The 11,524-nt window shown below is 70.7% G+C and carries 12 protein-coding genes; 7 read left to right on the forward strand and 5 right to left on the reverse strand.

The window, feature by feature from the left end:
- Both VNT59_RS07450 and ypfJ read right to left on the reverse strand, forming a co-directional pair.
- The coding region (locus VNT59_RS07450; RefSeq protein ID WP_325497694.1) for a DEAD/DEAH box helicase at positions 1-1,161 on the reverse strand (1,161 nt) is incomplete at its 3' end.
- Between the two features lie 98 nt (positions 1,162-1,259).
- Positions 1,260-2,138: a KPN_02809 family neutral zinc metallopeptidase gene (ypfJ, locus tag VNT59_RS07455; protein WP_325497695.1), complete on the reverse strand. Its 879-nt coding sequence runs from the start codon at positions 2,136-2,138 to the stop codon at positions 1,260-1,262.
- A gap of 49 nt (positions 2,139-2,187) precedes the next feature.
- On the opposite strand from ypfJ, the gene pcp reads away from it, so the two are divergent.
- The 7 genes from pcp to VNT59_RS07490 all read left to right on the forward strand — a co-directional run bounded on the left by pcp (position 2,188) and on the right by VNT59_RS07490 (position 8,037).
- On the forward strand, positions 2,188-2,859 hold the full coding sequence (gene pcp, locus VNT59_RS07460) for a pyroglutamyl-peptidase I (protein WP_325497696.1): 672 nt from the start codon (positions 2,188-2,190) through the stop codon (positions 2,857-2,859).
- A 54-nt stretch (positions 2,860-2,913) separates the two neighbouring features.
- Positions 2,914-3,765: a 3',5'-nucleoside bisphosphate phosphatase gene (locus tag VNT59_RS07465; protein WP_325497697.1), complete on the forward strand. Its 852-nt coding sequence runs from the start codon at positions 2,914-2,916 to the stop codon at positions 3,763-3,765.
- On the forward strand, positions 3,762-4,655 hold the full coding sequence (locus VNT59_RS07470; RefSeq protein WP_325497698.1) for a DMT family transporter: 894 nt from the start codon (positions 3,762-3,764) through the stop codon (positions 4,653-4,655). The genes VNT59_RS07465 and VNT59_RS07470 overlap by 4 nt, the downstream gene beginning before the upstream one ends.
- Positions 4,656-4,711: 56 nt before the next feature.
- A complete protein-coding gene (locus VNT59_RS07475) occupies positions 4,712-5,350 on the forward strand; it encodes an L-threonylcarbamoyladenylate synthase (RefSeq protein WP_325497699.1) in 639 nt (212 codons plus the stop codon).
- A gap of 61 nt (positions 5,351-5,411) precedes the next feature.
- A complete protein-coding gene (locus VNT59_RS07480) occupies positions 5,412-6,080 on the forward strand; it encodes a site-2 protease family protein (RefSeq protein WP_325497700.1) in 669 nt (222 codons plus the stop codon).
- Complete coding sequence (locus VNT59_RS07485) at positions 6,080-7,366, forward strand: tryptophan--tRNA ligase (protein ID WP_325497701.1); 1,287 nt, start codon at positions 6,080-6,082, stop codon at positions 7,364-7,366. Before VNT59_RS07480 ends, VNT59_RS07485 begins: the two co-directional genes overlap by 1 nt.
- 77 nt (positions 7,367-7,443) lie before the next feature.
- The gene (locus VNT59_RS07490) at positions 7,444-8,037 is read left to right on the forward strand and encodes a response regulator transcription factor (protein ID WP_325497702.1); all 594 of its coding nucleotides are present in this window, start codon (positions 7,444-7,446) and stop codon (positions 8,035-8,037) included.
- Here the strand turns inward: VNT59_RS07490 and VNT59_RS07495 are convergent.
- The 3 genes from VNT59_RS07495 to rpoN form a co-directional block, all read right to left on the reverse strand.
- Positions 8,016-9,431, reverse strand: coding sequence for a HAMP domain-containing sensor histidine kinase (locus VNT59_RS07495; RefSeq protein WP_325497703.1), 1,416 nt, complete (start codon positions 9,429-9,431; stop codon positions 8,016-8,018). The genes VNT59_RS07490 and VNT59_RS07495 overlap by 22 nt on opposite strands.
- Positions 9,432-9,492: 61 nt before the next feature.
- Positions 9,493-9,807: a hypothetical protein gene (locus VNT59_RS07500; protein ID WP_325497704.1), complete on the reverse strand. Its 315-nt coding sequence runs from the start codon at positions 9,805-9,807 to the stop codon at positions 9,493-9,495.
- A complete protein-coding gene (rpoN, locus tag VNT59_RS07505; protein WP_325497705.1) occupies positions 9,797-11,281 on the reverse strand; it encodes an RNA polymerase factor sigma-54 in 1,485 nt (494 codons plus the stop codon). The genes VNT59_RS07500 and rpoN overlap by 11 nt, the downstream gene beginning before the upstream one ends.
- Positions 11,282-11,524 lie beyond the last annotated feature (243 nt).

Here is an 11,524-nt window from a genome sequence, read left to right on the forward strand (position 1 = left end):
GCGTCCGCGCGGCCGGTCGTCCTCGAACTCCAGCGCCTCGATCTCGATCTTGCGTTTGAGCAGCCGCTCGATGTCGTTCACCAGGCGCGAATCGCTCGGCGCGACGAACGTCACCGCCAGCCCCGAGGCGCCGGCGCGGCCGGTGCGGCCGATGCGGTGCACGTAGTCCTCGGAATTGAACGGCACGTCGAAGTTGAAGACCGCCGGCACGTCCTTGATGTCGAGGCCGCGCGCGGCCACGTCGGTGGCCACCAGCAGGTCGACCTTGCCCTGCTTGAACGCGTCGAGGGACTTCAGCCGCTCGTCCTGGCTCTTGTCGCCGTGCAGCGCCGTCGTGTTGAGCCCGTCGCGCTCCAGCGCCCGGGCCAGCCGGGCGCAGCCGAGCTTGCTGTTGACGAACACGAAGGCCTGCGACAGCCCGCGCTGGCGGATGATCTGCCGCAGCGCGCGCCGCTTGTCGTCGTCGCCCACGCTGTAGAAGTGCTGTTCGACCGTGGACGCTTCCTGGTTGGGACGCGCCACCTCGATCGTGACCGGATCGTGGAGGTAGCTGTTGGCGAGGCGCTTGATCTCGGGCGAGAAGGTCGCCGAGAAGAGCAGCGTCGTGCGCTGCTTCGGCAGGTACGACAGGATGCGCTGGAGGTCCGGCAGGAAGCCGATGTCCAGCATCCGGTCCGCCTCGTCGAGCACCACGTATTCGACCTGGTTCAGCACCGCGTTCTTGGCCTCGATGTGATCGAGCAGGCGGCCGGGCGTCGCCACCAGCACCTCGACGCCGCGCTTCAGTTCCGCGGTCTGCGGCTTCATGTCGATGCCGCCGAACACCACGGCGCTGCGCAGGTTGGTGTACTTGGCGTAGAGCTTGACCTGCTGGGCCACCTGGTCCGCGAGCTCGCGGGTCGGCAGCAGCACCAGTGCGCGCACCGGATGCCGCGCCGGCGAAGTCGAGGTGTTCTCGTGCTTCATCAGGCGCTGCAGCAGCGGCAGCGCGAACGCGGCCGTCTTGCCGGTGCCGGTCTGGGCCGCCCCCATCACGTCCTTGCCGGTCAGCACGACCGGAATCGCCTGGGCCTGGATGGGGGTCATGGATTCGTAGCCCATCTCGGCTACGGCCCGCGCCAGCGGAGCCGCCAGCGACAGTTTGGAAAAGGATGCACTCATGTCAACCCTGGATTGTCGCACCCTGGGCGCATCTGCGCCCGGCGGGGCCATTCGCCCCTCCCGGACGGCCCGGCGGCGCCGGGCCTGGCGCGGCCGCGCTACAACTGGCGGGCGGCGAAGGTATCGCAGCGCTTGACGCTGCCGCTCTCGAAGCCGGCCTGGAACCAGCGCTGGCGCTGGGCGCTGGAGCCGTGGGTGAAGCTCTCCGGCACCACCGAGCGCCCGGCGGATTGCTGCAGGGCGTCGTCGCCGATCTTCGCCGCCGCGTTCATGGCCTCGTCGACGTCGCCCGGATCGAGCCACTTCTTGCCCTGCTGCGAGTGGTGGGCCCAGACCCCGGCGAAGCAGTCGGCCTGCAGTTCCACCCGCACGCTCAGCGCATTGGCATCGCCCTGGCTCAGGCGCGAGCGCATCGCGTCCACCTTCTGCGTGATGCCGAGTTCGTCCTGCACGTGGTGGCCCACCTCGTGCGCGATGACATAGGCCTGGGCGAAGTCGCCCGGGGCGCCGAGCCGGCTGCGCAGTGTGTCGTAGAAGGCAAGATCGATGTAAACCTTCTGGTCGGACGGACAGTAGAACGGCCCCATCGCGCTCTGGCCCGCGCCGCAAGCGGTGCGGACCCCGCCGCGGAACAGCACCAGATGCGGCTCGTGGTAGGTCGCGCCGCCCTGGCTGAACAGCTGCTTCCAGACGTCCTCGGTGTCGGCCAGCACGACGGAAACGAACTTGGCGCCCTGGTCGTTGGCCGGCGGCGCGGGCGCGGGTCCCTGCTGCTGCACGGCCGCCGGGCTGCCGCCGCCGCTCAGGATGCTGAGGATGGTCAGCGGATTGATGCCGAAGATCGCGCCGCCGACCAGCGCGATGACGATGGTGCCGATGCCGATGCTGCGCCCGCCCAGGCCGAAGCCCCCGCCCATGCCGCCCTCGCCGCGGCGGTCCTCGACGTTGCCGGATTCACGATTTCCTTCCCAGCGCATGTTGGTGTTCTCCCTTGCTGCAGACGATGGCTGCGGTACAGTGAAAACCATGGTATCGCCATCATCCGTGCCCGTGGGCGGCTTTCCCCGTGTGTTGGTAACCGGATTCGAGCCCTTCGGCGGCGCCCGGCTGAACCCCAGCCGGCTGGCGGTGCAGGCGCTGCATGGCAGGCTGGTCGCGGGCCACCGGCTCATCGGTGCGGAGCTGCCGACGGTCTTCGGGCGCAGCCTCGAGGTGCTGGCCGACCTGCTGCAGCGGCATCATCCGACGCTGGTCGTCTGCCTCGGGCAGGCCGGCGGCCGGACCGCGCTGTCGCTCGAACGGGTGGCGATCAACGTCAGCGATGCGCGCATCCCCGACAACGCCGGCGCGCAACCGGTCGACGCGCCGGTGGTGGCGGGCGGCCCGGCCGCGTATTTCACGTCGCTGCCGATCAAGGCGATGCTGGTCGACCTGCTGGCCGCCGGCATCAACGCCGAGGTCTCCCAGACCGCCGGCACCTTCGTCTGCAACCACGTCTTCTACGGGCTGATGCACCTGCTGGCCAGGCGGCCGCCGCTGCCGCACACCCGGGGCGGCTTCATCCACGTGCCTTGGCTGCCGGCCCAGGGCCAGCCGTCGATGCGCCTGGAGGAAACCGTGCAGGGCCTGCGGATCGCCATCGAGTGCGCGCTCACCACCGTGTCCGACGTGCGCGCGCAGGCGGGCGCGCTCGCCTGAAGGACATTGCGGCGCGTGCCGCAGCGATCGGGGGCGACGACCTAAAATTCGCCGGTGCCCATCCTGAATGCCGACCTGCACTGCCATTCCGTCGTTTCCGACGGCACCCTGACCCCGGAAGCCCTCGCGCAACGCGCCGCCGCCAATGGCGTGCAACTGTGGGCGCTCACGGACCACGACGAGGTCGGCGGCCAGCATCGCGCCGCGGCCGCGGCGAAGGCGCAGGGCATGAAATATCTCACGGGCACCGAGATCTCCGTGACCTTCGCCAACGAAACAGTGCACATCGTCGGCCTCGGCTTCGATCCGGATGACGGCCAGTTGCGCGACGGCCTGCGGGCCACCCGCGGCGGCCGGGGCGCGCGGGCGATGGAAATGGCGGACCAGCTGGCCGCCGCCGGCATCAAGGGCGCGTACGAAGGCGCGCTGAAGTACGTCGGCAATCCGGAGCTGATCTCGCGCACCCACTTCGCCCGTTTCCTGGTGGAGACCGGCGTCTGCCGCGAGACCGGCGAGGTGTTCCGCCGCTATCTGACCGAAGGCCACCCCGGTTTCGTGCCGCACCGCTGGGCGGCCCTGAAGGACGCCGTGCGCTGGATCCATGAGGCCGGCGGGGTCGCGGTGATCGCGCATCCGGCGCGCTACCGCCTCACCGCCAATGAGGAATACGCCCTCTTCACCGAGTTCAAGGCCCACGGCGGCCTCGGCGTCGAGGTGGTCACCGGCAGCCACACCGCCGCCGAGTACCTGCGCTACGCCGAAGCGGCCCGCGAGTTCGGCCTGGTCGCGTCGCGCGGCAGCGATTTCCACAGCCCCGACGAGAGCCACACCGACCTGGGGCGGCTGCCTGATCTTCCTGGCGAACTCACCCCGGTGTGGGAGATGCTGGCGGACCGCATCCGGTGAGCAGGTCCAAGCGCGCCCTCGCCGGCATCGCGCTGGCGATCACCGCCTGCGCCTGCTTCGCGGCGCTGGACACCACCACCAAGTACGTCAGCGCGGCCGTGCCGCTGCTGATGGCGCTCTGGTTCCGGTACGCGTTCCAGGCGGTGGCGACCACCTGCGTGGTGCTGCCGCTGCGCGGCGCCGCCGTGCTGCGCACCCGGCATCCCCGGTTCCAGGTGCTGCGCGGGGCGCTGCTGCTCACCAGCAGCCTGCTCGCGTTCGCCAGCCTGAAATACATGCCGGTCGGCGAATTCACCGCCATCGTGATGATGGCGCCGCTGGTGATCACGCTGCTGGCGGCGACGGTGCTCAGGGAGCATGTGTCGCCGCTGCGCTGGGCCCTGGTCGCCGGCGGCTTCGCCGGCACGCTGGTGATCATCCGGCCGGGCGGCGATGCGTTCAACTGGGCCAGCCTGCTGCCGGTCGGCCTGGTCGTCACCAACGCCTGGTTCCAGGTCCTCACCAGCAAGATGGCGCGCACCGAGGACCCGGTGACCATGCACCTGTACACCGGCTGGGTGGGCACGTTGATGGCCTCGGTGGCGCTCCCGTTCGTCTGGACCCCGCTGCCGTCGTGGACGCTGTGGGCGCTCCTGTGCCTGATGGGCGCGATGGGGGCGATCGGCCACTTCGTGCTGATCCTGGCGTACCAGCGCGCGGCGGCCGCCACGCTGACGCCGTACCTCTATTCGCAGATCGCGTTCGCCATGGTCGGCGGCGTCATCGTGTTCGCGCACCTGCCCGACGGCTGGTCGCTGCTGGGCATGGCGGCGATCGCGCTGTGCGGCGCCGCCGGCGCCTGGCTCACGGTGCGCGAGAGCCGCGTCGTGATCGAGCCGGTGGAGGCCTGACGTGGACCGCCCTCCCGTGGTAGCTTTCGCACCCGGCGCACCGCGCCGCTGACACCATGGCCCAGTACTTCGAAGTGCACCCCGACAATCCGCAGCCGCGCCTGTTGAAGCAGGCGGTGACGCTGCTCGAACAAGGCGGCATCGTCGCCGTGCCCACCGATTCGAGCTACGCGCTGGCCTGCCATCTCGACGACAAGGCGGCGGTGGACCGCCTGCGGCAGATCCGCGGCGTCGACGAGCGGCACCACCTCACGCTCCTGTGCCGCGACCTGAGCGAGCTGGCCACCTATGCCCGCGTCGACAACCGGCAGTACCGCCTGCTCAAGACCGGCACGCCCGGGCCCTACACCTTCATTCTCGAGGCGACGCGCGAAGTGCCGCGCCGGGTGAGCCATCCGCAGCGCAAGACGATCGGGCTGCGCGTGCCCGACCACCGGGTGCTGCAGGCCCTGCTGGCGCTGCACGGCGGCCCCCTGCTCGCCACGACGCTGATCCCGCCGGCCGAGCGCGAGGCGCTCAACGACGCGCAGGAGATCCGCGACCGCTTCGAGAAGCAGATCGCCGGCGTGGTCGACGCCGGCGCCTGCCCGTCGGAACCGACCACCGTGGTCGACCTCACCCCGATGGGGGCCGGCGACGAGGCCGCGGTCATCCGCCGGGGCCGCGGCGACCTCGCCGCCCTCGGCCTGGCCTGAACCCCGCCCCGGCCGCCCGAGCGCGGCCGGCCTGCCCGCAACCGTCTGAGACAATCCCCTGGTGGATATCAACAACCTCGTCCAAACCGTCCTGATCTATGCGCTGCCGGTGCTGTTCGCCATCACCATCCACGAGGCCGCCCACGGCTACGTGGCGCGCGCGCTGGGCGACAACACGGCCTACGTGCTGGGCCGCGTCACGCTCAACCCGATCAAGCACGTGGACCTGATGGGGACGGTGCTGATGCCGCTGATGCTGTATTTCGCCACCGCGGGCGCGTTCCTGTTCGGCTATGCCAAGCCGGTGCCGGTCAACTTCGGCCAGCTGCGCCATCCGAAGCGCGACATGGTCTGGGTCGCGCTCGCCGGCCCCGCCTCCAACTTCCTGCAGGCGATCCTGTGGGCGGCGGCCTACACGCTGCTGGTGGGCTCGGGCCTGAGCGAACGCTTCTTCCTCGAGATGTGCAAGGCCGGGGTGCTGGTCAACCTCGTGATGTGGGCCTTCAACCTCTTTCCGCTGCCGCCGCTCGACGGCGGCCGCATCCTGGTCGGCCTGCTGCCGCGGCGCATGGCCTGGTCGTTCAGCCGCATCGAGCCCTGGGGCTTCTTCATCGTCCTCGCGCTGGTGCTGGTCGGCGTGGTCGGAACGTACTGGCTGCGCCCGCTGATCCACGTCGGCTACAGCGTGCTGGATTTCCTTCTCACCCCCCTTACCGCCCTGTTCTCCTGATGGCTGCTCCCGTCCGCTTCCTCACCGGCATCACCACCACCGGCACGCCCCACCTGGGCAACTACGTCGGCGCCTTCCGCCCGGCGGTCGAGGCCAGCCGCCGCCCCGGCACCGAGAACTTCTACTTCCTGGCCGACTACCACGCGCTGATCAAGTGCGACGAGCCGGCCCGGGTGCAGCGCTCGACGCTGGAGATCGCCGCCTGCTGGCTGGCCGTCGGCCTTGACCCGCAGCGGGTGCTGTTCTACCGCCAGTCGGACATTCCGGAGATTCCCGAGCTGACCTGGCTGCTGACGTGCGTCACCGGCAAGGGCCTGCTCAATCGCGCCCACGCCTACAAGGCCGCCGTCGACAAGAACACGGCCGCCGGACTCGACCCCGACGTGGACGTGAGCGCGGGCCTGTTCATGTACCCGGTGCTGATGGCCGCCGACATCCTGATGTTCAAGGCACACAGGATCCCGGTCGGCCGCGACCAGGTGCAGCACGTGGAGATGGCGCGCGACATCGCCAACAGCTTCAACCACCTCTACGGCGAGCTGCTGGTCGCGCCGCAAGCGCAGATCGACGAAACGGTGGCCCTGCTGCCCGGCCTCGACGGCCGCAAGATGAGCAAGAGCTACGACAACCACATTCCGCTGTTCGCGCCGCGCGAGCAGCTGCGCAAGCTCATCGCCGGCATCGTCACCGACTCCAGCGCCCCGGGCGAGCCCAAGCAGGTCGAAGGATCGGCGCTGTTCCAGATCTACGAGGCATTCGCGTCGGTCGAGGAAACGCAGCGCCTGCGCGAGGCGTACGCGAGCGGCATCGCGTGGAGCGACGCCAAGCAGATGCTGTTCGATCGCATCGACCGGGAGATCGCGCCGATGCGCGAGCGCTACCAGGCCCTGATCGACGACCCCGCCGAGATCGAGCGCATCCTGCGGGCGGGCGCCGAGAAGGCGCGCGCCATCGCCACCCCGTTCATGACCGAGCTGCGCCAGGCGGTCGGCCTGCGCAACCTGGCGGCGCAGGCCGGACGTGCGAAGGCCAAGGCCGCGAAAGCCGCCCTGCCGGCGTTCAAGCAATACCGCGAGGCCGACGGCCGGCACTACTTCAAGCTGGTCGACGCCGGCGGCCGGCTGCTCGCCCAAAGCGCGGGCTTCGCCTCGCCCCAGGAGGCCGGGCGCGTCGTCGCGCAGCTCAAACACGACGCGGCCCTGCCGCCCGGCCACGCGCTGCAACTGGCCCCCGGCATCACCGAGGCCGAGGTCGCCGCCGCGCTGCGCCAGTTCAGCCAGGAGTAGCCGCCCCGGGCGAAGCGCCCGGTCCATCAGAGTTATCCTTGGCCGTTATGACTGCTGAAAACAAAACTCCCCGGCCGATGGTCCTGTACGTGATCGACGACCATCCGCTGATGCGCGAGGCGGTGGTGATGCTGCTGCGGCGCCTGCGCCCGGGCTCGACGGTGATCGAGCTCGAGCGACTCGGCGGGATCGAATCGGCCGTGCGCGAGCACGGCCAGCCCGACCTGATCTGCCTGGACCTGAAGCTGCCGGACACCACCGGCACCTCGGGCATCCACGAACTGAAGAAGCGCTTTCCCGAAGCGCCGCTCGCGGTGCTCTCCGCCTCGCCGGCGGCCGATGCCGAGGAAGGCTGCATCGAGGCCGGCGCCGACATCTACATCGAGAAATCGGCCGGCGCGCAGGAGATCGCCAGCGCCCTGCGCGCGCTGCTCAGCGCCGACGGCGGCTTCGAGGAGCTGTCACCCACCGACAACAAGCTGTCCAAGCGCCAGAAGCAGCTGATCGTGATGCTCGATCGCGGCCTGTCCAACCGCGAGATCGCCGACGAGCTGGGCATCAGCGAGCACACGGTGAAGGTGCATTTGTGGCGCCTGTTCCGGCGCCTGGGTGTCAAGAGCCGCACCCAGACGATCCACTACGCCCGCACTCACGGCATGCTCACGAGCTGAGCCACCGAGGCGGCGGCGCGGTCCGCCGCCTGCTGCGGGTCCGTCGGGGCGAGGATCAGCCGGAAGACGGTCCCGCGCTGCGGCCGCGAGTCCAGTGCGAGCGGATGGCCGAGGATCGCGGCCAGCCGGGCGACGATGTAGAGGCCCAGGCCGAAGCCATCCTCGGTGCCGCCATGCGCCGGCACCTTGTAGAACTCCCGGAAGATCTCGCGCTGGTGCACCGGCGCGATGCCCACCCCCGTGTCCCAGACCTCGATGCGCGTGGCCCCGCCGGCGGTGCGCGACGCCAGCAGCACGCCGCCCTGGTGCGTGTACTTGATCGCGTTCGACAGCAGGTTGCCGATGATGCGCCGCAGCAGGATCGGGTCCGACAGCACCGTGCCGCGGGTCGCGTGGACGCGGAACTGCAGCCCCTTGGCCCGCGCGAGCGGCCGGTATTGCAGCTCCAGGTCGTGCAGCAGCTGCGGCAGGTCGACGGCCTCGATGTTGAGCTTGATCTTGCCGGAGTCCAGCCGCACCAGGTCGAACAGCGAGTCGAACAAGGCATTCACCGCCTTGGTCGACTCGACGATCTTGGGCGCCAGCTCGTGCACCAGCTCGGGCTCGCTGCCGAGCCAGTCGGCATACAGGCTCAGCGCGTGCACCGGCTGCCTGATGTCGTGCGCGGCGCTGGCCAGGAACCGGTTCTTGATCTCCACCGCGTCGAGCGCGGCCTGGGTCTGGCGGGTCAGCGACTCGATCAGCTGGTTGTTGCGGAACTGCAGCTCGAAGTTGCGGCGATGGGTCAGGTGCAGCCGCAGGCCCGCCTCGCGCAGCACTTCCCAGAAGATCAGCAGCAGCGCGATGATCCAGTAGTGGTAGTACGGACCGCGGAACTGCAGTTCGCCGCCGATGCGCCACAGCAGCACGGCCAGCGCCGTCAGCGCCAGCGAGTCGAGGTAGGCGCGCAGCGTCCCCAGGTGGGTCGACAGCGCGTTGATCGCGAACATCGCCAGGCCAGCCAGGATCAGCCAGCAGATGAACTGGTCGGCCAGCGACGAGCGGTCGAAGTACAGCAGCGTCGAGGCGCCCCACACGATCGCGCTGAGCGGCCAGAGGAAGCGATAGCGGGCGAAGAACGCAAGGTGCGCCGCGGACCCGTGGGGCAGCACGTCCCGCACATAGCGGCGGATCACGAAGAAGCGCACCACCGCCAGGCCCAGCGCGCAGGCCGACCACAGCGCGAGCGCGCCCCAGGACACATCGTTCCAGAGAACGCCGATCAGGATGGGGATGAGAAAGAGCCCCAGCAGCTGCGTGGTCCGCGCCGTCCGCAGCAGGCTGCGCACCAGTTCGGCCTCGACCCACTGGGCTTCCGCCGGCGTGGCGACGGCGGCGGGCAGGTCGGGTTTCATGCCCGCCAAGTCTAGGGCAGAACCGTGGCGCTGCCGCGCAGCGCCAGGCTGGCGGCCCACGTCAGTCGCGCGCCCCCGGCGCCGCGGCGGGATCGTCCGGCTGGCCCGCGTCCTGGCGCGCGGGAACGCGCGACGCCGCGCTGGCCCTGGGCAGCCTGCGGTGCAGCCGCACCGCCTCGCCGTGCTCGTCGCCCGCCGCGTCGCCACGAGCCGCGTCCTGCGGCTCGCCGCGTGCCGTCGACCCGGGCGGCGCGCCCTGGCGCTCCGGATCGCTGCTGGCAAAGCCGCGATTGGCCGAGCCGGGCCGGATGGCGAACTGTCGCGGCTGCGCCGTGCCCTGCGGTCCCGGCGGCCCGGCGCGCTTGTCAGCAGCCATGTGCCCCTCCCTTCGCTTGACCTTCCGCCGCGGCGGGCTGGGCGGCGGCGCGGCCGGCGCGAAGGTCGCGCCGCCGCTCGGCCACTTCGATCTTCAGCAACTGGCGGTACTTGGTGACGGTGCGGCGGGCCACCCGCAGCCCCTGGGCGGTGAGTTGGCGCGCGATCTCCACATCCGACAGCGGCTGCTCCGGCGGCTCGCCGCCGATCATCTCCTGGATCAGGCCGCGCACCGCCGTCGGCGAGCATTCGCCGCCGCTGGCCGTCGCGAGGCCGCGCGAGAAGAAATACTTCAGCTCGAACACGCCGCACGGCGTGGCCATGAACTTGTTGTTCGTGACCCGCGAGACGGTGGACTCGTGGACCCCGACCTCGTCGGCGATTTCGCGCAGCGCCAGCGGCTTCATCGCCATCGCGCCATAGGCCAGGAAGTGCTGCTGGCGCCGCAGGATCGCCTGCGCCACGCCCAGGATGGTGGCGAAGCGCTGCTCCACGTTGCGCACCGTCCACCGCGCCTCCTGCAAATGGGTGCCCAGCTCCAGGTGCTGCGCGCCGCGGTGCTGCTGGAACAGCGCGACGTAGCTGCGATTCAGACGCACCCGCGGCACCACCGCTTCATTGAGCGTGGCGGCCCACTGGCCCCGGATCCTGCGCACGATGACGTCGGGCGTGACGTACTGCACCGCCGGCTCCGAGAAGCGCCAGCCCGGCCGCGGATCGAGCCGCCGGATGGCCGCGCAGGCCGCCTCGACCGCCGCGGGCGCCTGTCCGAGCCGCCGCGCGAGCGCGCGCAGGTCGCGACTGGCCAGCAGCTCGAGGTGGTGGCCGAGGATCACCGCCGCGGTCTCGCGCGCCGGGCCAGCCGGGATCGCCTGCAGCTGCAGCTGCAGGCATTCGGCGACGCTGCGCGCGCCGACCCCGGCCGGCTCGAGCGCTTGCACCAGCCGCAGCGCGATCTGCAGCTCCTCGGGGTCGGCCGCCGGCGACAGCCGCGCCGCATCGCCCACTTCGTGCAGTGGCGCGCGCAGGTAGCCGTCTTCGTCGAGCGATTCGGCCACCGCTGCCGCCAGCGTGAGGTCGCGCCCGGACAGCGGCAGCACCCGCAGCTGGCCCAGCAGATGGCTGGCGAGGGACGGCCGCGCGGCCAGCGTGTCGGACAGGCTGCCGTCGACATCGGCGTGACCCGTCCGGGGCAGCCCCTGCACGCCCCAGGTCTCGGCGTGCGACGGCAGCGGCTGCGCGCCCTCGTCGCCGAGCGGTTCGGCCCCGGCGTCGGTGCCGAGGTCGGTGTTGGTGTCGTTGTCGGCAGCGGACTCTTCCTGCTCCAGGAACGGATTGCGCTGGAGCGCGTCGCGTATCGCCTGTGCGAAGTCCAGTGAGGACATCTGCAGCAGCCGCACCGCCTGCTGCAGTCGCGGCGCAAGCGTCGGGTGCAGCATGGTGGTGGCGCTGGCGTGCAGGGTGAGCGAATGCATGGATGGTCCTTCCAGGATGAAACGCGGCGGGCTGGTCGGGACCGCACGCAACGACCGTGCCGGCGAGGGCTGGCCGCAGTCCCTTGTCACCGTTGAGCGCGTTGGTCACGGCCGGCCCGGCGGTGGTGTGATGTTTTGCGCCACCCCGACCGCACCGGGCGACCCAGCGCGGCCACGGGCCGCGCGACACGGTAGGGATTGCAGCAAGAGCTGCGCGCGGGGCGGACGCCCAGCTGGGCTGCC

Source organism: Ramlibacter sp. (assembly GCF_035554825.1).
Lineage (GTDB): Bacteria > Pseudomonadota > Gammaproteobacteria > Burkholderiales > Burkholderiaceae_C > Ramlibacter.

Excerpts from the sequence above, each read along its gene's own strand:
- ypfJ (WP_325497695.1), bottom strand. The coding sequence starts at position 2,138 with ATGCGCTGGGAAGGAAATCGTGAATCCGGCAACGTCGAGGACCGCCGC.
- pcp (WP_325497696.1), top strand. The coding sequence starts at position 2,188 with ATGGTATCGCCATCATCCGTGCCCGTGGGCGGCTTTCCCCGTGTGTTG.
- VNT59_RS07475 (WP_325497699.1), top strand. The coding sequence starts at position 4,712 with ATGGCCCAGTACTTCGAAGTGCACCCCGACAATCCGCAGCCGCGCCTG.
- VNT59_RS07485 (WP_325497701.1), top strand. The coding sequence starts at position 6,080 with ATGGCTGCTCCCGTCCGCTTCCTCACCGGCATCACCACCACCGGCACG.
- VNT59_RS07490 (WP_325497702.1), top strand. The coding sequence starts at position 7,444 with ATGGTCCTGTACGTGATCGACGACCATCCGCTGATGCGCGAGGCGGTG.
- VNT59_RS07495 (WP_325497703.1), bottom strand. The coding sequence starts at position 9,431 with ATGAAACCCGACCTGCCCGCCGCCGTCGCCACGCCGGCGGAAGCCCAG.
- VNT59_RS07500 (WP_325497704.1), bottom strand. The coding sequence starts at position 9,807 with ATGGCTGCTGACAAGCGCGCCGGGCCGCCGGGACCGCAGGGCACGGCG.
- rpoN (WP_325497705.1), bottom strand. The coding sequence starts at position 11,281 with ATGCATTCGCTCACCCTGCACGCCAGCGCCACCACCATGCTGCACCCG.